At 33.2% G+C, this 23,903-nt stretch carries 24 protein-coding genes; 4 read left to right on the top strand and 20 right to left on the bottom strand.

Translation table 11 applies throughout. From position 1 onward, the window contains the following. Positions 1–25 precede the first annotated feature (25 nt). From B7R65_RS09015 to B7R65_RS08970, 10 genes are all read right to left on the bottom strand, one after another. Entirely contained in the window at positions 26–601 is a 576-nt protein-coding gene (locus B7R65_RS09015) for a hypothetical protein (protein ID WP_218780412.1), read from the bottom strand. Positions 602–847: 246 nt separating this feature from the next. Continuing rightward, positions 848–2,038: an acetyl-CoA C-acetyltransferase gene (locus B7R65_RS09010; protein ID WP_088042431.1), complete on the bottom strand. Its 1,191-nt coding sequence runs from the start codon at positions 2,036–2,038 to the stop codon at positions 848–850. Positions 2,039–2,073: 35 nt separating this feature from the next. After that, positions 2,074–3,498 carry a sigma-54 interaction domain-containing protein gene (locus tag B7R65_RS09005; protein ID WP_088042430.1) on the bottom strand — a complete coding sequence of 475 codons (1,425 nt, stop codon included), beginning with the start codon at positions 3,496–3,498 and terminating at the stop codon, positions 2,074–2,076. Between the two features lie 487 nt (positions 3,499–3,985). Further along, a complete protein-coding gene (locus B7R65_RS09000) occupies positions 3,986–4,762 on the bottom strand; it encodes a 3-hydroxybutyrate dehydrogenase (protein WP_088042684.1) in 777 nt (258 codons plus the stop codon). Positions 4,763–4,792: 30 nt separating this feature from the next. Then, positions 4,793–5,449 carry a 3-oxoacid CoA-transferase subunit B gene (locus B7R65_RS08995; RefSeq protein ID WP_088042429.1) on the bottom strand — a complete coding sequence of 219 codons (657 nt, stop codon included), beginning with the start codon at positions 5,447–5,449 and terminating at the stop codon, positions 4,793–4,795. Positions 5,450–5,462: 13 nt separating this feature from the next. Next, positions 5,463–6,164, bottom strand: coding sequence for a CoA transferase subunit A (locus B7R65_RS08990; RefSeq protein ID WP_088042428.1), 702 nt, complete (start codon positions 6,162–6,164; stop codon positions 5,463–5,465). A 42-nt stretch (positions 6,165–6,206) separates the two neighbouring features. Continuing rightward, positions 6,207–7,643 carry a GntP family permease gene (locus B7R65_RS08985; protein WP_088042427.1) on the bottom strand — a complete coding sequence of 479 codons (1,437 nt, stop codon included), beginning with the start codon at positions 7,641–7,643 and terminating at the stop codon, positions 6,207–6,209. 342 nt (positions 7,644–7,985) lie between these two features. Continuing rightward, positions 7,986–8,870 (bottom strand): NAD-dependent epimerase/dehydratase family protein, encoded by an 885-nt coding sequence (locus B7R65_RS08980; RefSeq protein ID WP_088042426.1) that lies wholly within the window; start codon positions 8,868–8,870, stop codon positions 7,986–7,988. A gap of 109 nt (positions 8,871–8,979) precedes the next feature. Next, positions 8,980–9,279, bottom strand: a complete 300-nt coding sequence (locus B7R65_RS08975; RefSeq protein ID WP_088042425.1) for a hypothetical protein — start codon at positions 9,277–9,279, stop codon at positions 8,980–8,982. A gap of 114 nt (positions 9,280–9,393) precedes the next feature. Continuing rightward, positions 9,394–10,023 carry a hypothetical protein gene (locus tag B7R65_RS08970; RefSeq protein WP_088042424.1) on the bottom strand — a complete coding sequence of 210 codons (630 nt, stop codon included), beginning with the start codon at positions 10,021–10,023 and terminating at the stop codon, positions 9,394–9,396. Between the two features lie 276 nt (positions 10,024–10,299). Here B7R65_RS08970 and B7R65_RS08965 point away from each other — a divergent pair, with 276 nt between their 5' ends. Together B7R65_RS08965 and B7R65_RS08960 are read left to right on the top strand one after the other, a co-directional pair. Continuing rightward, positions 10,300–10,878, top strand: coding sequence for a DUF2087 domain-containing protein (locus B7R65_RS08965; protein WP_088042423.1), 579 nt, complete (start codon positions 10,300–10,302; stop codon positions 10,876–10,878). A gap of 94 nt (positions 10,879–10,972) precedes the next feature. Next, positions 10,973–12,184 (top strand): MFS transporter, encoded by a 1,212-nt coding sequence (locus B7R65_RS08960; RefSeq protein ID WP_088042422.1) that lies wholly within the window; start codon positions 10,973–10,975, stop codon positions 12,182–12,184. Positions 12,185–12,200: 16 nt separating this feature from the next. Here the strand turns inward: B7R65_RS08960 and B7R65_RS08955 are convergent, their stop codons facing one another. Beyond that, positions 12,201–12,986: an arylamine N-acetyltransferase family protein gene (locus tag B7R65_RS08955; RefSeq protein WP_088042421.1), complete on the bottom strand. Its 786-nt coding sequence runs from the start codon at positions 12,984–12,986 to the stop codon at positions 12,201–12,203. A 95-nt stretch (positions 12,987–13,081) separates the two neighbouring features. Further along, on the bottom strand, positions 13,082–13,636 hold the full coding sequence (locus tag B7R65_RS08950) for a maltose acetyltransferase domain-containing protein (protein ID WP_088042420.1): 555 nt from the start codon (positions 13,634–13,636) through the stop codon (positions 13,082–13,084). A gap of 218 nt (positions 13,637–13,854) precedes the next feature. Here B7R65_RS08950 and B7R65_RS08945 point away from each other — a divergent pair, with 218 nt between their 5' ends. Then, positions 13,855–14,481, top strand: a complete 627-nt coding sequence (locus tag B7R65_RS08945; protein WP_088042419.1) for a LysE family translocator — start codon at positions 13,855–13,857, stop codon at positions 14,479–14,481. A 105-nt stretch (positions 14,482–14,586) separates the two neighbouring features. On the opposite strand, the gene B7R65_RS08940 is transcribed toward B7R65_RS08945, so the two are convergent. The 6 genes from B7R65_RS08940 to B7R65_RS08915 all read right to left on the bottom strand — a co-directional run bounded on the left by B7R65_RS08940 (position 14,587) and on the right by B7R65_RS08915 (position 20,994). Further along, positions 14,587–15,591, bottom strand: coding sequence for a PTS sugar transporter subunit IIC (locus B7R65_RS08940; protein WP_088042418.1), 1,005 nt, complete (start codon positions 15,589–15,591; stop codon positions 14,587–14,589). A gap of 164 nt (positions 15,592–15,755) precedes the next feature. After that, positions 15,756–17,135: an argininosuccinate lyase gene (gene argH / locus B7R65_RS08935; RefSeq protein WP_088042417.1), complete on the bottom strand. Its 1,380-nt coding sequence runs from the start codon at positions 17,133–17,135 to the stop codon at positions 15,756–15,758. A gap of 30 nt (positions 17,136–17,165) precedes the next feature. After that, positions 17,166–18,380, bottom strand: a complete 1,215-nt coding sequence (locus B7R65_RS08930) for an argininosuccinate synthase (protein ID WP_088042416.1) — start codon at positions 18,378–18,380, stop codon at positions 17,166–17,168. A gap of 30 nt (positions 18,381–18,410) precedes the next feature. Continuing rightward, positions 18,411–19,448 carry an ornithine carbamoyltransferase gene (gene argF, locus B7R65_RS08925; protein WP_088042415.1) on the bottom strand — a complete coding sequence of 346 codons (1,038 nt, stop codon included), beginning with the start codon at positions 19,446–19,448 and terminating at the stop codon, positions 18,411–18,413. A gap of 250 nt (positions 19,449–19,698) precedes the next feature. After that, positions 19,699–20,136 (bottom strand): Dps family protein, encoded by a 438-nt coding sequence (locus B7R65_RS08920; RefSeq protein ID WP_088042414.1) that lies wholly within the window; start codon positions 20,134–20,136, stop codon positions 19,699–19,701. Between the two features lie 87 nt (positions 20,137–20,223). Beyond that, positions 20,224–20,994 carry a nucleotidyltransferase domain-containing protein gene (locus B7R65_RS08915; protein WP_088042413.1) on the bottom strand — a complete coding sequence of 257 codons (771 nt, stop codon included), beginning with the start codon at positions 20,992–20,994 and terminating at the stop codon, positions 20,224–20,226. A gap of 82 nt (positions 20,995–21,076) precedes the next feature. Here B7R65_RS08915 and B7R65_RS08910 point away from each other — a divergent pair, with 82 nt between their 5' ends. Then, a complete protein-coding gene (locus B7R65_RS08910) occupies positions 21,077–21,361 on the top strand; it encodes a YciI family protein (RefSeq protein WP_088042412.1) in 285 nt (94 codons plus the stop codon). A gap of 298 nt (positions 21,362–21,659) precedes the next feature. Here B7R65_RS08910 and B7R65_RS08900 read toward each other — a convergent pair whose 3' ends face one another. Then, a complete protein-coding gene (locus B7R65_RS08900; RefSeq protein ID WP_088042410.1) occupies positions 21,660–22,607 on the bottom strand; it encodes an aminoglycoside phosphotransferase family protein in 948 nt (315 codons plus the stop codon). 27 nt (positions 22,608–22,634) lie between these two features. After that, positions 22,635–23,897 (bottom strand): MFS transporter, encoded by a 1,263-nt coding sequence (locus B7R65_RS08895; RefSeq protein WP_088042409.1) that lies wholly within the window; start codon positions 23,895–23,897, stop codon positions 22,635–22,637. Positions 23,898–23,903: the final 6 nt, after the last annotated feature.

The following is a 23,903-nucleotide window of genomic DNA, read 5'->3' as shown; positions in this document are numbered from 1 at the left end:
TTACCGCAATTTTCACAGTAATTTTTCATTTTTTTACTTTATTCTTTTTCTTCTGATTATCTTTTGGGTCTAGTAACGTAATTATGCTTGGAACGAAAATACTCATAAGTAAATACGATAGAAACATTTCACTCATTACGATCCATTTTAAATCCGCCCCAACAATATTTACCTCATCTATACCAATCCTAAATATAACGACACTACTAAAATAAAGAAAATTCGTTATTCCAAATACTCTTTCCGAATTTTTAAAGATTCCGTGTTCATGGTGAAGATCTTTCACCAAATAAAAATTATTATAATCTTGATATATATTTCCATAAATTAAAATAGATGTGACTACGATAATAGAAATAAAAAATAGTCCTAAAATAATGGACTTTATGTAAGTTGTATAATTGGGAAGTTTATTAATAATATAAAGATTTGTGATCGTCCAAATCGAATTTAAAATGATTACCATAAACATCATAATACTAGCAAGCAACTTAAATTGGATGCCTGTGTGATTTAAAATTGGAAATACTGAGCTTGCAGCTTTTTGGGAACATAAACATGTTAAGGATAAAATTAATAAATAACAGATTGTAATTTTCATTACATGTTTTAATTTGGTTTTGCTAGCTTGGAAAAAATATATTAGTTGTTTGTATAAGAACATAAAAGTGAATATACCAACAATCGAATACATAAAAATAAAAATTACATTTGAATACACAATTGCACAACCTTTACTTCCTTTTAATATTAGTATGCTCAAAAGATTTGAAAGTAATGAAAAAAGAGCCCAAATAGGCTCTTTCATTGTGTAGACAACGTCCCAAAATAGGCACTTTTATTATTGTTATTCAAAACAATTTTCAATAATTGTAGCAACTCCTTGACCACCACCGATACAAAGTGTTGCAAGTCCATATTGAGTTTCTCGTTTCTTCATTTCATGAATTAGTGAAACCAAAATTCTCGTTCCGCTCGCACCGATCGGGTGACCTAGTGCAATTGCTCCACCATTTACATTCACGATATTTTCATCAAAACCACATTCCTTCATAACAGAAAGCGATTGAGCAGAAAATGCTTCATTTGCTTCAATTAATCCAATATCATTTAGTTCAATATTTGATTTTTCAATTGCTTTTTTAGCCGCAAATGCTGCTCCAATCCCCATAATACTTGGATCCACTCCTGCACTACTATTTGCATTAATTTTAACTAATGGTACAATTCCTAATTCCCTAGCCTTTCTTTCGCTCATTATCACTACCGCTGCGGCACCATCATTTATTCCAGATGCATTAGCTGCTGTAACGGATCCATTTTTATCAAATGCAGGTCTAAGCGTTGAAATCTTCTCAATTGATGCCCCAAATTTTGGATACTCATCATCTTTAAAAATAATTGGATCTTTTTTACGTTGAGGAATTTCGATCGATACTATTTCATCCTCAAATTTTCCATTTTTTATCGCTACCTCAGCCTTATGTTGACTTTGAACTGCAAATAAATCTTGCATTTCTCTCGTAATTTCATATTTTTCAGCTAGGTTTTCTGCAGTTATTCCCATATGATAATCATTAAAAGCACACCATAGACCGTCAGCAATCATGCTATCGACTACTTTTTTATCTCCCATTCTAAATCCATCTCTAGCTTCTTTTAACAAATACGGAGCTTGACTCATATTTTCCATTCCGCCTGCTACAATAATTTCAGCATCTCCAGCTAAAATTGCTTGCGTTGCTAAATGCACAGTCTTTAATCCTGATCCACATACTTTATTAATTGTCATAGCAGAAACCGAATGCGGTATACCTGCCTTTACAGCAGCCTGTCTTGCAGGATTTTGCCCCAATCCAGCTTGCAATACATTGCCCATTATTACTTCATCAACTTGATTGCCTTCAATCCCAGCTCTACTTAATGCCTCTTGTATTACTTTAGCTCCTAATTCAACTGCTGATATATCTTTTAAAGCTCCATTAAAATTACCGATTGCTGTTCTGACAGCGCTTACAATTACAACTTTCTCTCCCATATCTTTTACCCCCTAGTTTATATTTAATTTACATCCTATTCCAATTTACGAATATTATATAGTTTGCATTTTTCATAGAATGTTGATTTGCTAATGTTTAACAATTTTGATGCTGCTATTTTATCTCCATTAGATTCGATTAGTGCTTTAATTATTGCATTTCTCTCAGCATCTTCAATTACTTCTTTTAACGGTTTAATTGGTTTTACTCCATTTAGCAAACTCATTGAAAGATCAAATTGAGGTGTACTTCTTTGATTCATTGGTGTTTCATATAAATATAAAGGCAGTTGCTCTGGTGTAATGACATTACCAATTAATACATTTACACAGCGCTCAAGAACATTTTCAAGCTCTCGAACATTTCCCGGCCAATGATGAGCTTTTAAAATTTGAATGACTTCATTGGAAATCGTAATACCATGTCGATGGAATTTTCTCTCTAGTTTTTCTAATAAAGAATTTGCGATCAAAGGAATATCTTTAACTCGTTCTCGTAATGGAGGAATATCAATTTTAATAACATTTAATCGGTAATATAAATCCTGTCGGAATTCTCTTAGAACAACCATATTTTCCAAGTTGCGATGTGTTGCCGCGATTACACGTACATCAATCGAAATCGGTGAACTGCCTCCAACACGTTCAATCTCTTTTTCTTGAAGTACTCTAAGTAGCTTACTTTGCATATGAAGAGACATGTCTCCTATTTCATCAAGAAAGATTGTTCCTCTATTTGCCAACTCAAACTTTCCCTTTTTCCCACCTCGTTTTGCCCCTGTAAACGCTCCTTCTTCATAACCGAATAGCTCTGATTCTAGTAAATGTTCCGGAATTGAAGCACAATTTACACGAACAAATGGAAAATTTCTTCTTGGACTAGCGTCATGAATAGCATGGGCAAACAATTCCTTCCCTGTTCCTGATTCTCCAAAAAGCAAAATAGCAGATGTACTTACTGAAACTTTTTCAGCTAAGTGCTTTGCAGCATTAAATGAGGACGTATTTCCAATTAATTGTTTAAAGCTATATTTACTACTTAATTCATTTTCAAATTTCTTTTTATAGTAGTTTAATTCCTCAATTAACGGTTCTACTTTCTTTGAATACACAATCCATTCTTGTGGATTACGGAACATAACAGTTCCAACTGCACCAACTAATTCATTTTCGATATATAAAGGATATCGATTAGCTACCATTTCAGTATTTTTTATTGGATGGATTTCAGCAACTTCAGCTTGACCTGTTTTGGCTACTATATGCATTCTTGAATTTTCAATAACGTCTTGTACATCCATCCCAATCACTTCATCTGACGTTCGACCTACAAACTCACAGTATGATTCATTCATATATAAAACTTTTCCTTCTCTATTAACGACAACTATCCATTCCGTAGCTAGATTAATAATTTCTTGAATCCAATTAAATGGTAGGTTTTGGAGCATCTTATTCATCATTTCCCCCACTCTTCAATCAAAAAGACAAAGTTTACTCATATTATAACTTAAATATTAATAATTATCAGATTATTTTATCATAATAAATCTATTGGATAGGAGCAGATAGGGGGATTTTAAGGTTATAAAGAAAGGTTGTTTTCGTATCTTTTGTTGCTATTCAAGAATGTGCAAGTTGATTTTAACTTTAGGTTACTCCCTTTCTGTAAGGCGTGAACTGAGCCTTCTGGACGTTGTTAGTCATGCATGCCATACGACAGGAAGTACTGATATTAGCATGCCTACCTTTTTGACCACTAAGGGGTCTCTGCCTTCCACATCTTTCACATGATTCTCGCATATCCGTTCCAATCAACAACTGTCTATATGACCAAACCTAAAGACAACAATCTTTTGGAAAAGAACCTAAAGAAAAAACAGGATCAAGGATGAAGAACATAAATCTATCGATCATGTTCCTCATCCTTATCCTACCTTTAATAATTTACTGTACTGTATAACCCGCATCAATTACATTTGCCTGGCCAGTAATTCCACTAGTATATTCACTAGCAAGAAACACTGCATAATTTGCAATTTCTTTCACTGATAGCAATCGTTTTTGAGGCACTAGTGGATAAATTACTTCTTCTAAAACATTTTCTAACGGTACATTTCTTGTCTTAGCTAAGTCAGCTAATTGATTTTGAACTAACGGTGTATCCACATAACCTGGACAAATTGCATTCACAGTAATCCCATATTGTGATCCTTCTAATGCAGCAACCTTCGTTAAACCGATGACACCATGCTTTGCAGAATTATAAGCTGCTTTTCCGGCAAAACCAATTAATCCATTTATTGAAGCCATATTAATAATTCGGCCATAATTTTGTTTTTTCATAAATGGAAATACATGTTTAATACTAATAAATGGAGCAGTTAACATGACCTTTATTAAAAGTTCAAACTTTTCAGTTGGAAAATCTTCAATTGGTGAAACATATTGTAAACCTGCATTATTGATTACAATATGCAGTTCTCCAAATTGATCAATGACTTGTTGAAAAACTTCCTTTACTTGAATTTCATTCGTCACATCACACGCGTAACCAATTGCTTCAAATCCTTGTTCCCTTAATAGAGCAGCTGACTGTTGAACATTCTCTTCATTTAAATCAGTTAAAACAACCGATGCACCTTGCTCAGCGAAAGTTTTAGCGATTTCATAGCCTATTCCACTACCAGCTCCAGTAATTAATGCTACTTTGTGTGAAAGCATTTGTTGCATTTTTTATTTCTCCTTCCACTTTTAGTTCACATTATTTAACAATCCAGGACTAATAATGAATGCAGCTTCTGTTTTCTCTTGTATTTCTTGAATCGTAGCATCTCCTACGCATTCTACTAATACCATTCCTTTGTCTGTAAAATTGAAAACTGCTAATTCCGTAATCAATCGATGAACGACACTTTTACCTGTTAATGGTAAAGTACATGATTTTTTAACTTTGCTTTCACCGTATTTATTAACATGTTCCATTACGACAACTATTTTCTTAGCACCATTTACTAAGTCCATAGCTCCGCCCATCCCCTTAACCATTTTGCCAGGAATCATCCAGTTTGCTAAATCACCAGTTTCAGAGACTTCCATACCGCCCAAAATTGCCAGATCAATATGGCCACCTCTTATCATTGCAAATGATTCAGCACTATCAAAATAAGATGCACCTTTTGTAGCAGTGACTGTTTCTTTACCTGCATTGATTAAATCAGCATCAATCTCAGACTCGGTAGGATAAGGTCCAATTCCTAATAATCCATTTTCAGATTGAAGCATTACATCAATTCCAGCTGGAATATAATTTGCTAATAAAGTAGGAAGTCCAATCCCAAGGTTCACATACATGCCATCTTGAATTTCTTTAACAGCAGTTTGAATAATTAATTGACGAATATCTCTCATTTTTACTAGCCCCCTATACTCCCGTTGTCATTCTGCGTTCAATTCGTTTTTCGTAATTTTGTCCCTGGAAAACATGTTGCACATAAATACTTGGCGTATGAATCTCATCAGAATCAAGTTCTCCAACTTCAACTAATTCTTCAACTTCAGCAATTGTTACTTTACCAGCCATCGCTGCAAGTGGATTAAAATTACGAGCAGTTTTTCTGAAAACAAGGTTACCTTGTTTATCACCTTTCCATGCTTTAACAAATGCAAAATCACCTGTTATGCCTTCCTCTAATAAATATGTTTTGCCATTAAACTGTTTGTGTTCCTTACCTTCTGCAATAGGTGTACCCACACCGGTTGCCGTATAAAAACCTGGGATCCCAGCTCCACCTGCACGAATTCTTTCAGCAAGTGTCCCCTGTGGAACAAGTTCAACTTCAAGTTCACCACTTAAAAACTGTTTTTCAAAAATTTTATTTTCACCAACATATGAAGAAACCATTTTTTTAATCTGTTTGTTAGCAAGTAATAGACCAAGACCCCAATCATCAACACCGCAATTATTACTTACAATTGTTAAGTCTTTCGTTCCTTTATCTCTTAACGCTAAAATCATTTTTTCAGGAATTCCACAAAGCCCAAATCCCCCAACAATAATTGTAGCTCCATCTTGAATAGTTGCTACAACCTCTTCTACCGATGTAATAACCTTGTTCTTGCTCATATTACTGCTCCCTTCAAAAGTAAGATTAGTAGATTAACATGTTTAAACTAGTCCTGTTAGTTTGAATACTGCGATGACAAAGAAAACTGCAACTGTTTTTATTAATGTAATAGCAAAAATATCTTTATATGACTGGCGATGTGTTAAACCAGTTACAGCTAATAATGTTATAACTGCACCGTTATGAGGTAATGTATCCATACCTCCAGATGCCATTGAAATAACTCGATGCATTACTTCTGGTGGAATATCGTATTTATTAATCGCTTCAATGTATTTATCTGACATTGCACTTAATGCGATTCCCATACCACCTGAAGCAGATCCTGTAATACCTGCTAAAGTTGTTGTTGTCACTGCACCATTTACTAATGGATCCGAAAATGTTGTGGAAATCCCTTTAGAAACTAACCCAAAACCTGGTAAAGCAGAAATTACGCCACCAAATCCATATTCAGCTCCTGTGTTCATAGCAGCCAATAATGCACCGCCTATACTTACATTAATACCAGATTGAAGATTATGTCTCATTTGTTTGAAGCCATAAATCATTGCAGACAGTATCCCTATTATTAATGCACACTCTACTGACCAAATCCCAACAACTGCAGGTAATTGAATTACTCCGAATGCTTCTAATCCAATTGATTTAAAATCAAATCCATTTGGATACCACTCTGGAAAGTAGCTAACAAAAAACTTATTAGAAACGCCAACTAAAACTAAAGGCACAAATGCTAATACTTGTCTTAAAACTGTATTTGTATTCGTAGTTAAAGAAGTGACTTCAGTAGTTGTAACTGTTGTTTCTTCTGAAGCAGCAATTTCTCCATTAAACCCTAAATATCCTTCTCCGGCTTTTTCAGCTTTTTTACGTCTTGATTCTAAATACCAAAGCCCTATTAAGAAAACGAAAATCGCTGCTAGAATTCCTAAAAACGGCGCAGCATAAATGTCTGTTTTAAAGAATGTAGTAGGTATTACGTTTTGAATCTGTGGTGTACCTGGTAAAGCATCCATTGTAAAAGTGAATGCACCTAAAGCAATCGTTCCAGGAATTAATCGTTTTGGTATATTACCTTCACGGAATAAGTTAGCAGCAAATGGATAAATGGCAAAAACAACTACAAATAAACTAACTCCGCTATATGTTAAAATTGCACCCATTAATACGATGGCTAAAATCGCACGTTTTGCTCCAACTAATTGAATAATTGTTTTTGCGATTGATTCAGCAATCCCTGACATTTCAACAATTTTACCGAAAATAGCACCAAGTAAAAATACTGGAAAATACAGTTTAATAAAGCCGACCATCTTTTCCATAAATATATTACTAAAAAACGGAAATACCCAACTAGGCTCGGTCAAAAGTACAGCAAATAACGCACAAATTGGAGCGAATAAAATAACTGAAAAACCACGATAAGCAACAAACATTAAAAGTCCTAATGATAATAAAATGATTAATATCTCCATAATAACCTCCTTGTTAAATTTACATTTTGGCACTCGTCTGATAACGCTTTCATTTTTGGTGTAAAAACAAACTATTATTCTATTTCTAGTATTTATTTACTCCCCTCTACGAATTGAGATCCTTCTTAAATACATACTAGCAAATAGTGTGCCAAGTTATTAATAGGTGATTATCTATTGATAAACCAACGAATATTTAATTTATTTATAATTTTCAAACTTTTAACTTTAAATTTATTCCGTATTTCTGGAAAAACTTCTATTATTATTTCCGAGATTTCGGAATTTCCAGAATCTCGGAATTCTATTGAACAGGAACTATTGAATTTTTTGTGAATTTTTTTACTGTCTCTGGTCTAAACTAAAATGAAAAATTAGCTCTTTCATCCAATCATGTGCATCTGAAAATTGGAAGCCCTCTTTTTTAGCTTTTTCATTACTCAACGTTCGATCGCTATATGCATCAAAAGGTGAATGACTAGCCTTCGGACCTTCTATACTAATTTTTGCTTTTTCTCCAGTTGCCTCTTCACAAAGTTCTACTATTTCATTAAACGTAATGACTCCATTTGAACAAGCATTAATAGGACCTACGCTATCTATTTTACTCACACCTAACCAATATAGGAATTCAGCTGTTTCATCTGAATCGATGAATGTCATCTCTCTACCCATGTCTGAAATAACAATTTCTTCTTTATTAGCAACTTTTTCAACATGAAAAAGAAGTCTCTTCGTGTAATCGTCATCCCCCAATACAACCGGGAATCTTGGAGCAATTACCGGGAAACTAGCCGTTTGAAATAGGACAGCCTCTGAAAGACGTTTTCCTTCCCCATAAGTATATTCATTTAATTCATCATACTTAATTGGATATGCATAAGGATTGAAATCCTCTTCAATATGGTTTAATCCTTCATCGTAAACCGCTAACGTTGAAGTAAAAATAAATTTCTCTACATGATGAGTCAAAACTTCGATGATTTCTCTCGCTTCATTTGGCGTATAGCAAATATTATCATAAACAATATCCCAATGCTGATTACTTAATTGTTTTAAGGATTCAGGATTTTTTCGATCGATAATTAAACGATTTAACTTATCTCCAAAACTATCCTGCGTAATACCTCTAGTTGCAATTGAAACATCAAACCCTCGATCGATTAATTTCTGAACGAGTCTTTTTCCAAAAAATCTTGTGCCACCAAGTACTAGAACTTTTTTCATATTAACTCCTCCATCGAAAATCACACGTAATTTATAATTCTCCATAAAACTACAAATTACCTCTTTTTTGTTGAAGGTTTAACTTATGTAATAAAAGTTTCCAAAATAATTAAGTCGACTGTATAATTCTTTCGAACATAACGACAATTGTAAGAAATGTTGATAAACGAACTATTATTGTTAAAGTCAGGATACTTCTTACTTTTCCTTTCCATGTAGGAGCACCTGCTAAACCTAATAAACCTGGTATAAGCGCTAAAATACAAATAGCTAAAATGATGGTTAAAGGGTGGAAACCGAATATTTCCCTTAAGAAATTCAAGCTATATCCGGCTGACATATAAATAGAAAATAATATTAAGCTCACCATTGAAAGGATAAAAGATGCTATATTCATTATTTTAGCCATACTAAATCCACCTCTTATTTTTTGTAAAATATTCCATATAAATATCACTAATTCCTTCCATCTCAATACTTTCTAATCTCAAAAACACAAAAAGAACTGCTGAAGCAGTCCTTCTTATTTATCACTAATTTTCTTTATTACCTTTTCAACTCGTTTTCTTTTCGACTCTTTCTCAATCTCATCAAGTCGCGAAGTAAGAATCTCAACGAAAAGTTGTTTATTTTCTTCTTTAATTATAGGCATTGCCCTCTCGGCGTACATTGGCAATTGATTTGTTGGACTTTTAATTAGTTGTTCGATTAACAAGTTATACGCATTTTCTTCATATTCCTCAATTGAACAAAGCTTAATTAGTATATTAACCACCTGATCTTTTGTTATGACAGAGCCTTTATCACCTGCTGATATAATTTTGGGCAAAGCAGAATTAATTAATGCTGGAATCGAAAGAGTTACGCTGTTAAGTGCTGTCATCACTCCCCATTGAAGTCTATTGTTTTTACTATCTAGTAGTGTAAGAAATTCATCCAAATAATCTATAAGTAATGAAGAATCACGATCTCCAATTTCATAAAGAACTTTTATACAGTCATTTTGAATCCCTTTGTTCTTGTTAAATAAATTGTCTACTAGTACTTTAACAGAATCTTTATTGTGTTCATTTACAATTTGTATGGCAAGCTTAACATTAGGCTCCTCATCATTACGATTTAGTGCACTTGCTATTTTATTTATGACTGACATTTATTTGTTCCACCTTCCGATGCATTCAAATGATATATACTAAACTCACTTTCACATTTAATCGAGTTTTTCTCTAGACTCTTTATCAATGAAGTATGTACATATTTTTTTATTAATACACTTATCGGCTTTTATCCACTATTAATTAGTCCACTTTATATAACAATCGATAAATGAAGAAAGAAAATTTTAAAAATTATATAATCAAAGTATTGAATTTCAATTCTAATTAGATTACTATCTAATTAGATAAACATAAAAGTAGGTGGTTTTAAAATGCAACTAAATAAGATTGTTGATTTTCATAAAGCATTAGGTGATCTTACACGAGTTCGTATTATCGCTTTGCTTCAACAAGGACAACTGAGTGGATTAGAGCTTGCTGAAAAATTAGGACTTAAGCCACCAACAGTCACACATCACATTGGAAAACTTCGAGAAGTAGGTCTTATAAAAGAACGTCGAGATAAAAATACGATCTTTTTTTCGCTCAACACAAAAATTCTAGAAATGAATGCAAAAGCCATTTTTACAGTAGGAACAGGAGGTGGTTCGAACGTGGAAATGTCGGTTACAGATGAGGAACGTACTGCAATTATTAATAACTTTTTTACGAAAGATGGAAAACTGAAAATTTATCCTGCACAGCGAAAGAAAAAGCTTGTTGTACTTGCGCATATGATTAAAGGTTTAGAGTTTGGGAGAGTTTATCCTGAGAAAGAAATCAATGAATATTTAAAGCAATTCCATGAAGATTATGCAACATTAAGACGTGAACTGATTATGTGCCAGTATATGTACCGTGAAAATAATCAATATGAATTAAATCCGGTAGAATTATGGTGGTTAAGTTAAGGGTGTTCATACGACACCCATATTTTTTTATAAAACTAATTAGATAGTTATAAAATTAGATAGTTATAAAACTAGAGAAATCGGGGTAACTACGGTGTCTATTTCTTTTATAAAGTCTGAAAAACAATATCGTAAGTTATTTCTTGCTGGAATAGTGAATGGAATTGGAGATCGTTTTAGTTCTGTAGCTGTATTAGCGATGCTACTTCAATTAACTGGATCAGGCTTGGCCATAGGTATCACTTTAGCAATTCGTGTTATTCCTTCCTTATTCTTTGGACCTATTGGCGGATGGTTAGCAGATCGATTTCCAAGAAAAATAATCTTAATCTCTACTGATCTTATAAGGATTGCATTTGCTTTGTCTTTTCTATTTGTAAAAAGTGAGCAGGACATTTGGATTATTTATTTAAGTTCATTTATGTTAGCAGCTGGTGAAGCTATTTATGCTCCAACGAGAAAATCGGCAATACCAAGACTAGTTGACAGAGATTATTTAGTAAAAGTGAATAGCTTTGAACAAGTTATGCTTGGCATTGTTTTAATTATTGGAGCACTATCAGGAGGAGTCGTTTCATTTATTTTTGGACCATATGTAACATATTGGTTAAATGCAGCTTCATTCTTAGGATCCGCTGCCATCATTTTTACAATTGTTTTTCCTGAGAACATAGAAGTTAAAGTAAACAATGCTACTAAAAAGAAAAATCTATTTTCCGTCTTTAAAAAAGTAATTTTGATATCTGTTCCGGTACAAATTCTTCTATTCTGTGAAATATTAATTGCTTCGATTAATGGATTAGATAATGTTCTTATAAGTATTTATGCCATTCGAGTGTACCATCTTGGAGATGTAGGAGTAGGGCTTTTTTATGGGGCGTTAGGGATTGGTTTGATGTTAAGCTTTTCTGTCGCAAATCAACTACGAAGAAATCTTCTTATTTCAGGTTTAATTTGTCTATTACTCGAAGGGATATTTCATGTAATTTTAAGTAGAACCCATTTAGTAATCTTCGCTTTTCTAATGTTCTGTGGAGCTGCATTTATGTCAGGAATTTGTAACGCTTGCTTTGATACGATCCTTATGAAGGAAATCGATCAACAACATCAAGGAACTATGTTTGGACTACTGGCTACTATATCAAATACGATTCTAGGTATATCAATGTTCATTGCAGGATTTGCTCTAAAATACTTAGATCCACGTACTTTAGGGTTAATTGGTGGTATCGCTTATATGATAATTGCCATATTAATACTTTCAACTATTTCTATGAAATTTTACCGAAAAAGAGGTACCATCTAATGGTACCTTCCTTACATTAAGTATTATCCATCCCAAAATATTGACTCGCTAACTCTTTAAATCTCACATTATCAATTTCTTCTTTTGTAACGATTCCATCAACCCATTTTGTAAATGAGGAATTTGTTAACGTTAAATTTCCCCGATCTGTTAAACGAGTAATTAATGGGTTTTTATTAAATGGAGATTCTTCATGTTCAGCGATGATTGTTTGGATGTTATTTAGTTTTGATACATCGGATGTTGTGTCTTTCGTATCAAATGCATATCCTACTTTCCAATCTGTATCCTTATGCTTTAATTTCATTTCAAGAACATAATCTCCAAAACTAGTATCCTCTTTTTTGATTCGATATTCGCCATTTGTAGAGATAACTGTCCCACCTGTTAACGGAACTGGTTTCAATGGAATGTTAGCCCCAAAGCCAGTATCGACTAAATAAATTTGTTCCTCATGGGTTAAAAGAATAGTCGCATGCGTTCTGCCAATTGCTTGATACCCCTTTTTAGCATGATCATAAACAACTCCACTTGCAAGTGTTGCGTTAAATCCATTTTCAATTAGAAAGAAATATAAAATAGAATTTAACTCATAACAAAGTCCACCTTCTTGGTTTACTAACATTTTAGTCACTAAATTCTCTTTTGTAATACTCCTTGTCTTATTACTGATTATGCATAAATTTTCAAACGGGAAGGTCATAGCTGTATTTACAAGAATGTTACTTAATAAGTCAAATGTAATTTTTTCATTTTCTGGAATGCCAATACGTTTACGAAATAATAAATTTAGATCACTCATTCATTAGCCTCCGATTCCAATAGGTTTTAGTTCGTAGAAAAGAGTTGCTATAGCAACCCTATTCATTAGATTAAGTTAGTTAAATGAATCTAAACTTATTTAATCTCTTTAATAATCCTGGCTGGATTCCCTCCGACCACTACATTATCAGGTACATCTTTCGTAACAACTGCTCCCGACGCAACGACTACATTATGTCCGATTTTGACTCCTGGATTAATGATTGCACGACCACCTATCCAAACATTATCTCCAATTGTTACAGGCTTTCCGAATTCAATACCACTTGCTCGCTCGATTGGGTCTAACGGATGTGTTGCGGTGTAAATATGCACACCTGGTGCCATAAAACAGTTTTCACCGATGTGTACAGTACAAACATCAAGAATAACACAATCAAAATTCGCATAAAAATTTTGACCAACATGGATATTGTATCCATAATCACAACGAAATGTAGGTTCAATATAAAGACTTTCTCCAGTCGTACCAAACAATTGCTTTAACAAATTTTCTCTATTACTAAATTCAATTTCAGTAGTTAGATTAAATTCACGAGTTAAGCGTCTAGCATTTTCGCGATCTTTAACAAGTACACTATCACTAGCAAGATATAAATCACCATTAATCATTTTTTCTTTTTCAGTCATCTCTTTCTCATCCCCCGCTACAAATTTATTTCATATGTAATTCGACTTTATTTTATAACTTTTCAAACTTGTATAACAACTAAGAGCATTGAAAAGAATTTACTTTTCTATTTTCTTCATCTCCGCCTTTTCACTTTCAACTACGATTTATATTGAATGAACTTATATGTTAAAGTAGAATAAAAAAAATCTATCTACATTTTAGAGGAGGTCTTTATTTGGATTTAACAACTTATCTCTCATTTATTGGCGTTTCATTATTACTGATCGTTGCTCCTGGACCAGATAACATATTTGTAATGGCTCAAAGTATTTCATATGGTAAAAAGGAAGGTATTGCAACAGCTTTTGGACTTTGTTCTGGTGTTACAATTCATACTCTAGCTGCTTCAATCGGATTATCGGCAGTGTTATATCAATCTAATATTGCTTTCTCTATTTTAAAATACTTAGGGGCCTTTTATTTACTTTACTTAGCATTTCAAGCTTTTCGTTCAAGTAATGAAGTTGGTTCGTTTACAAAACCCAAAAAGCAAACATTACCAGCACTTTATCGTCGGGGATTTTTAATGAATGTTCTTAATCCAAAAGTTTCATTATTCTTCTTAGCTTTCTTACCTCAATTCATTACTAAAAATCACGGGATGGCAGTCCCCTTTCAAATGATTATTTTAGGCTTAACATTTATGGTACTTACATTAGTTGTCTTCTCAATTGTTGCAGTTTTTGCAGGGAGTTTAGGAGAAAAACTTTTACAAAATGAAAAATCATCTCGATTTATTAATCTAGCTCAAGGTACTATTTTCACAGGAATTGGACTAAAATTATTCTTCATGGATAAATGACTTGATATAAAATAACAAAAGAGTATCTCATCGAACTAATCCCAATAAGTTAGAATCACCTAACAATTGTGCAGTCCAATAAGATACTTTTTTTTTGCTAATAGACTATATTTTTAGTTCTCCAGCTGAGATCAAACCAATTTTTTTCAGTAAGATATATACTATATATGAAACAATTCCTGGTACTAAAATATATGTCACAATCATCGGAATGACAATTGAACTTCCATATGTAGATAATAAATTCATTGGTGCAACAAGTGCACATAATCCTAATCCGGCAATTTCTTTTGGCGCCTCAATATGAAATAAGAATGCAGAAACTGGTCCACTGACGGCGCTTGCTATAGTAGTTGGAATTAAAATAGTTAGATTCTTAGTTACATTCGGGAGCTGTAATTTTGGTGTTGTTATTAATAAAGCTAAAATACTTCCAGGTTCATTTTCTCTTGCTGAAATGACTGCTAATCCTACAAATTGCGCTGCACACCCTGCTAATGCCGCACCTCCAGCAATTCCATCTAAATTTAAAGCAATTGCTAATGCTGCAGAAGATGCAGGTGAAACAATTAATATCCCCCAAACAACCGCTAATACAATTGAAGAAATGATTGGAGAACCTTCTGTTGATCCTTTAATGAAATTTCCTACTGATATTAAAATAGGAGAAATCCATTTCGATAAAGACAATCCAACTAAACCTGCAATTAACACTGATAATAGTGGGACAATCATTAAATCTAATTTCGTTTTACCTTGTACACTTTTCCCAATAAAAATTGCAATTAATGCTGCCATCAAGGCACCTACTGGTTCACCCATTTTAATCGTCATTGTCGTATCAACCATTTGCAACGCGCCTGAACCAATAATGGATGCTGCCATCGCCGAGAAAATAATTAATGTGTTTGCTCCTAAAAGAACTGCTATTCCTACTCCAATGGCTGGTGCCATCAAAAGTTTCGCTGATAATCCTATCGTTAGTAGAGAATCAAAATGAAAAATCCTTCCAATACTCTCTATTAAAGATCCTATACCGATCATGACAAAAACTGCATGAGCAATACCTTCTGATGCTTTAAAAACACTACCTTTTACTTGGCCATTCATATTATACCTACCTTTTATTAGAAACTTTTTTATAGTATTTACTTACACTAACTGAATTTATGAATTTTAAATCAAAATTCAGTCTTTTAACTATAAAAATTCAAAAATAAAAACGTCCCTTATTAAATTGGACGTTTTTAGTAGGAAATTATTATATCATAAAATTAATTCATGCTTACACATTCTTCCGCTTTATAAATTTGGTTCCATACTGCATTCGAAGAAGTTCCACCTTCACTAACCCTTGCTTCCATGACTGTTTTAGGATGTATCGTAAAATATATTTCCTCATCAAAAACATTGCTAATCTGCTTATATTCTTGTAGCGTTATTTCTCCAAGAAATTTATTTTGCTCGATTGCATAAAGCACTGTTTTCCCAACAATTTCATGCGCTTGTCTAAATGGAATATTTTTTCGCACTAAATAATCCGCAAGATCTGTAGCGTTGGAATAATCTTTTTGAACTGCTTCATACATTTGTTTGTCATTTACTTTCATCGTTTGAATAATACCAGAGAGCAATTGAAGTGAACTTTGTACTGTATATACTGTATCAAACATTCCCTCTTTATCCTCCTGCATATCTTTGTTGTACGCTAAAGGTAATCCCTTCAATACCGTTAACAAACCAAACAAACTTCCATATACTCTACCTGTTTTACCACGAAGTAATTCAGGGACATCTGGATTTTTCTTTTGTGGCATAATACTAGATCCCGTGCAAAAAGCATCATCTAGCTCGATAAATTGAAACTCTTGACTAGACCAAATAACAAGTTCTTCAGATAATCTAGATATGTGAGTCATTAACAATGATGAATGAGAAAGAAACTCTACAATAAAATCTCGATCACTAACAGCATCTAAGCTATTTTGATAGATATCGTCAAAACCCAATAATTCAGCAGAAAATTTGCGATTAATAGGAAATGTTGTACCAGCCAAAGCTCCTGCACCTAATGGTGATATATTTACTCGCTTCAAACTATCTTTGAAACGACCTTTGTCACGTTCTAACATCCAAAAGTACGCTAATAAATGATGGGCAAATGAGACTGGTTGAGCGCGTTGCAAATGAGTGTATCCAGGCATGATCGTAAATACATGATTCTTTGCTCGCTGAATAATTACGTTTTGCACCTCTTCAATTAAAGAAATAATTGAAGAGGTTTTATTTTTTAAATAAAGATGCATATCTGTAGCTACTTGGTCATTTCGACTTCGTCCAGTATGTAATTTCCCTCCAATTGGTCCAATTTCTTCAATTAACATACTCTCAATATTCATATGAATATCTTCATTTTCAATATTAAATTGGACTTCATTATTTTCTATTTTCTCCAAGATTTGATTTAAGCCTTTTATGATCAATTCGATTTCATTTTTTTCAATGATTCCGCACTCACCAAGCATCGTTGCATGTGCTATACTGCCAGCAATATCTTCTTTTGCCATTAATTGATCAAATTGAATTGAAGCTGTGAATTCTTCAACCAATTTGTTCGTCTCCTTCGTAAAACGTCCACCCCATAGCTTTGACATAAGCTCCTCCTTTTCTACTAATTAGTTCCTTTATTTACTAAATACCGTCTTTTTATTTGTCACTTCACTATAAACTTTTGTTGGTAAACCCCATAGCTTGATGAAGCCAACTGCTGCATTATGGTCAAATAAGTCTCCTTTTGAATACGTAGCAAGCTCCTCGTTATATAAACTGTAATTTGATTTTCGTCCAACTACTGTTTGGCTGCCTTTAAATAATTTCACACGAATAATTCCTGATACAGTTTCTTGAGTTGTGTTAATAAAGGCATCTAATGCTTTCATTAATGGTGAATACCATAAGCCATCATAAAGTGATTTTGAAAATTGCTGTTCAATTGTAACCTTGAAGTTTGTTACTTCACGGGGTAAAGTAAGAAACTCTAATTCTTTATGTGCATTAATTAATATTAGTGCTGCAGGATTCTCATATACTTCACGTGATTTAATTCCTACTAATCTATTTTCAATATGATCAATTCTTCCAATACCGTGTTTTCCACCTAAAGTATTTAGTTCTTCTATTAACTGAACTAGGTTTATTGAATGACCATTTAGAGCTACTGGAACTCCTTCACTAAATTCAATTTCGATATATTCTGGTTTGTCAGGAGTTTGCTCGATCGAATTCGTCCATGCAAATGCCTCTTCAGGTGCTTCGTTCCAAGGATTTTCAAGGACACCTGCTTCACACGCTCTTCCCCAAATATTTGCATCAATAGAGAACGGATTATCTAAGTCAACTGGAATTGGTACACCGTTTTCATTTGCATAGTTTATTTCCTCATCACGAGTCATTCCCCATTCACGAACCGGAGCAACTACTTTAAGTGTAGGATTTAGGGCCATAACTGAGACTTCAAAACGAACTTGGTCATTCCCTTTACCTGTACAACCATGAGCAACAGCTATAGCTCCCTCTTGCTCAGCAACATCGACTAATAACTTCGCAATTAAAGGTCTTGATAACGCTGAGGACAGTGGATACTTTCCTTCATATAATGCATTTGCTTTTAAAGCAGGAATAATATAATCCGCTGCAAAAAGTTCCTTCGCATCGATCATATATGACTTTATTGCACCCAAATCTAATGCTTTTTGGCGAACTGTTTCAACATCTTTCCCTTCACCTAAGTCAAGACAGAGCGCGATAACATCATAATCATACTTTTCTTGTAACCATTTAATACAAACCGAAGTATCTAAACCACCTGAATATGCTAAAACAATTTTTTCTTTTGTCATTTTTTTTCCCCCTAAATTTAAATTATGAATTTATAAGTCTCCCATTAAGGCTACTAAAATCGCTTTCTGAGCATGTAATCGATTCTCTGCTTCATCAAAAACAACTGAGTGTTTTCCATCAATTACTGAAGCAGTTACTTCCTCTCCACGATGGGCAGGTAAACAATGTAAAAACAAATAATCTTCTTTTGCATTTTCCAATAGGTGATCATTTACTTGAAATGAGCTAAAGTGTTTGAATCGAATTTCTGTTTCTTTTTCTTGGCCCATACTGGTCCAAACATCTGTTACAACAACATCGGCATCGCTTACTCCAGCTTTGGGATCATTCACAACTTCAATGATACTTCCAGTTGTTTTTGCCACATGTTTCATAGATTGCAGGACAACTTTATTCGGCTCATATCCAATTGGACAAGAAATGGTTAAGTGAATTCCTAACTTAGCCGATCCTTCGATAAACGAATGGCATACATTATTATTCCCATCACCAATATAGTTAATCTTCAAACCTTTTAATCTACCTTTGTGTTCTAGAATTGTTAGAAAATCTGCCATAATTTGAGCCGGATGATGTAAATCTGTTAATCCATTAATAATTGGAACTGTTGAATGTTCTGCGAACTCTGTAACCATGTCATGCGAATTTGCACGGATCATCACTCCATCTACATAGCGAGAAAAAACTTTTGAAGTGTCATGAACACTTTCTCCTCTACCAATCTGTAAATCTTTACTATTCATAAATATTGCATGACCACCTAACTGCATCATGCCTATTTCAAACGACAATCTAGTTCTAGTTGAATTTTTTTCAAAAATCATTCCCAATACCTTATCTTTTAAGTAAGGGTGTGACTGTCCGGCTTTTTGCATGTTTTTAAACTCAAGCGCTTTTTCAAGTAAAAACAATAATTCACTCGAAGAAAAATGACTAATTGATAAAAAATTCTTCCCCTTAAAATCCGACCATTTTACAGGATTAAAATTGTTTTTTGCAACACTCCATTTTGTTTTTTGTGTATAGCCATTCTTTTTAAGACTGCTTTCTGAAAGAACCTTGTTCATTTACCCATCCCCTTTTTCAAAATCCAATACTTTATATAATGAATAATTATACTTAATTGTAAATAATTATACAATTTATTTTATATAAATTTATATTTTTTTCTGGAATTCTCTAACAATTATTTCAACGCTTATGAAAAACCTGTGAATTTAAAGGGAAAACTATTATGTTTCTCGTTTCCCAAAATAAAAAAATGGATTAGCTGATCACAACATGTGAATCAACTAACCCATTAAAATTAATAATTATTCATTTACCAAGAAAAGATTTCAACATCCAAAGCATCTTTTCTATTTCTGCTATTTTCCCTAAAAATAAATCCGCAGTTTCTTGATCATTACTTTCTTCTGCTACTGAAATAACATCTCTTGATTCTTGTACGATTTTTTCATAATCCTTAATTAAATCAGATACCATTTCTTCTGCGCTAAACGTATGGTTTCCTTCTTTAATTGTAGCTGTTTCTAAATATTCACGAAGGGTAGCGATTGGTTTAGCCCCAATTGTTAAAATACGTTCACCCAACTCATCTACCATTACTTTTGCGTCGTCATAATAAACTTCAAATTTTTCATGAAGTGTAAAAAAATTCTGTCCTTTTACATACCAATGATAATTATGTAATTTCACATAAAGTACATTCCAATTAGCCAGCTGTTGATTTAATAAACTTTCTAAATTCGCCACGTTCGTTCACACTCCAATGCAATTTGGGAAACATTTTGTAGAAATACAAATGAAATTTTTCCCAAAAACCGCTTGGAATATTCCTTGTTACTCCCAAGTTTCGTTTATTGTCTTTCTAAATAAAGCGTTTAATGCCTCAATGTCCATCTCATTTGATTCATTGATGTTCTTTACATATTCTTCAAAAAATTGTATTTTTTCTTCTATAAAATCATTTAGAATTTTTTTCCTTGGCTCTAAATCAAACTCATCACCTTGTTTTTTTCGTATGAGCAAACTATTTACTTCAGCTAAAAACTGTTCATCTAGTCCATCCATTTCAAGAAGTGCATCAAACAATACGGGTGGGATTTCTTGAAATTTTTCAATCCACATACAAGCTAAAATAGGTCGTAACACATAGAAATATTTCTTTATCTTTACCTCTTGGCTCTGCAGATAATCCTTATAATTCCCTTTAGCCATATGTAAATAATGATAAATACATGCTTTTTTGGAGAGTATTTCATTACCTGTTTTCCTAAGTTCTTCTGAAACAGTTAATTCATCTGCATAAACGATCGGTGACCTTAGCCATTCTAATAAAGCTGGATTTGATTTAGCAAAAAGATTTAATGCCTTTTTTACATCCCACCCACTAAAATCAAGCATATCGTTGATAGGATACTCAATCACATCACGTTTTTGATCAATACTTAAATACCAGTCAATACGATTTACATAAACAAACCGTACATCATAGTCACTATCCTTAGAAGGGAATCCCCAAGCTCTACTTCCAGATTCGACTGCAAATAAAATTTTCACATCGTGCTCTTCTTCAAGCTGTTTAAGTTTCGCTACTATTAATTCTTTAATGGATTCCGCCTCCGAAACATCACATATTCTATACTTGACGTGCTATATTATTATTAACATTATACGATTGGATGAGTGATACATGGAAAACTTTATTTATGTAATAAAACCCGTTCGTTCAACTTTTTTAAACGATTCAACTGAAGAAGAAAGAGCTATTGTTTCAGAGCACTTTCACTATCTTCAAAACTTAAATAATGAAAAAACAGTATTTTTAGCTGGGAGAACTGAAGCTGCTGAATTTGGCATCGTCATTCTAAATACAGAAACGCGTCAAAAAGCTGAAGAAATAATGAATAATGATCCTGCCGTGATGAAAAATGTTATGACCGCTGAGTTATATCCTTTTTTAATAGCTCTTTCATAAAGGCTCTGTTAAAAGATAATGTTGATTTACGTTACAGGTTGCACCCTTTTTCGTGTGGCGTGAGCTGAGCCCCCTATGCAAGCATGAGGGGGCTCATCCTTCTCGCTACTCCCACAGGAGTCTCGCATATCTGCTCTAATCAAATCTTTTTTAGCATTCTTTATTTCTAACCCTAAATCTTTTTCGAACAATTCGTTTTGTTTAATATCAACAATAAACATTAACAGAGCGTTCATAAAAAAGTACGTAGAAATGACAAGTTATTTTGCCATTTTCTACGTACTTTTTATTTTTTTACCTATTTAACATTAAAGAATATATCTTCGAGCTCCTTAAAGCTTTTTGCTTCCTTCGCCGCTTCCAATTTCTCTTGATAATAGCTTATATTACTGAAACGATGGAGTAATAAATAGGTCATTAATTCTTTTTGAAATAATTCATTTAAATCTTCCTTCTTAAAGCCATAACTTTCTAAAAATATTCGATTTAAATCTTTAGTTGGAAAGAACATAAAAGCTATTGGACCTAGTAAGTCATATTTTGGGTTTCCTACAAAACAATCTGCAAAATCAATTAAACCAGAAATTTTCCATAACCCATTCTCTTTATTCATAATTAAATTAAATGGGGTATATTCACCTGTTAATAATACAAGTTTATCAGTCTGTTGAATCGATTTTGCATCTACATAATCAGTTAATTGTTCATACAGTTCATCTCTAATACCAGCATTTTTATGATGTTCTTTCAATTTCTCAAATTGTTCAGCTAAGAAATGATTCCATGACTTTAGGTCTTCTTTATTTATCGATTCTGTTGATCTGTGAACTTCTTTAATTAAATTACCGAGGTCAGCTGCAATTTGTTCTTTTTCAATTTTAGTTAATGAATCGAATAGATCAATTAAAAGATTACCTTTAAGTTCACTCATAATTATGTAATTCCATCCCTCAAATTGACCCGTCGCTATAAGCTTTGGAATATCAACTGATAATTTTCGTCCGTTTAAATGCTCCAGTACCTTTTTCTCTTGAATAAATTCATCATTAACGTAAGATGGAAATAGTTTAACGACAAGCTTCCCATCAATGCTATAAACGATATTTCCTCCAAAAGCAAATCGAGTTAGCTTTTCGAACTTTATGTTTTCTAAAGTTGCTATTTTACTAATTTTCCCTTCCCAGAAACAATTTTTTTGACGCATAACTCGATATTTTTCTTTCGTTATTTTATATAAGTACGTCATGATTTTACCTCGAAAATGATTTAATTTTTAAGCAGAAAGATTTTGATCTAATACTGTTCTTCTTTTAATATTAAGGACAAATAATGTCGCTACTAAACAGAAAATTCCTGCAGCGATGAAAATTGATTGATACGCATTTAACCATGAATAAATTAATCCACCGCCATATGCAGCAGCTCCGGCTCCAAGTTGGTGTGCTGAGTAAATCCATCCATATATTACGCCAACTTTTTCTTTTCCGAAATGATCAGTCGCTAATTTTATTGTAGGTGGAACTGTTGCGATCCAATCCATACCATAAAAAATGGCAAACGCTGCCAAATAAACTAAAGAATTAGTTGATAACGCAAATGGTAAAATTAACAGAGATAACCCTCTTAAACCGTAGTACCAAAATAAAAGCCAACGATTATCATAACGATCTGAAATATATCCGGATAAAGTTGTTCCAATAATATTAAAGATTCCCATAAATGCTAATATGCTTGCTGCTGTTACTTCCCTATATCCATAATCTATACAAAGTGAAATAAAATGAGTTCCTATTAATCCACTAGTTGAAAAGCCACAAATGAAAAAACTACCTGCTAAAAGCCAAAATACTTTTGATTTTACTCCAAGCTTTAATCCTTCAAAAGCTGCGTTCACAGGATTAACATTGTTCGTTTGTTTTTGGTTACTTTTATCTGCCCCAAGTGGATAAACTCCCACATCTGATGGATCATTCTTCATAAAAATCCAAATTAATAAATAGATGAGCATACCAAAACTGAAAATAATCAAAACTGCATTTCTCCATGAATACTGTTCAACTACATATGCCAATAAAGGTAAGAAAATAAGCTGCCCTGCAGCTGAACTTGAAGTTAAAAGACCGAGCGCTAATCCACGCTTTTTCTCAAACCATGTAGTAGCAATATAAGCATTTAATACTGTTAAAAATGCACCGGCACTTAATCCAATAATAACTCCCCAAATGATATAAAGCTGCCATAATTGTGTCATTATTGTTGTCAATAGTATTGCTGTTAATAAAGTCCCCATTCCTACCAATAAAACTTTTCTGACGTTAAACTTTTGGTAAAGTCCTGCTATAAACGGTCCTGAAAATCCCACAAGTGTAATACAAACAGCAAACGCACCAGAAATTGATGCCCTACTCCATCCGAATTCATCTTCAAACGGTATCATCATCACACCTGACATTGTATTTGTTACTGCTGCAATAATTACGGATAAGAAAGTTACAATCAGAATGATCCATGCATAATGTACTTTACTAGTCTTCATAGTTCC

The organism is Bacillus sp. EAC (genome assembly GCF_002156875.1).
Classification (GTDB): domain Bacteria; phylum Bacillota; class Bacilli; order Bacillales; family Bacillaceae_G; genus Gottfriedia.
The sequence above is the reverse complement of the archived record's forward strand: the minus strand, read 5'-3'. Positions and strand labels throughout refer to the sequence as shown.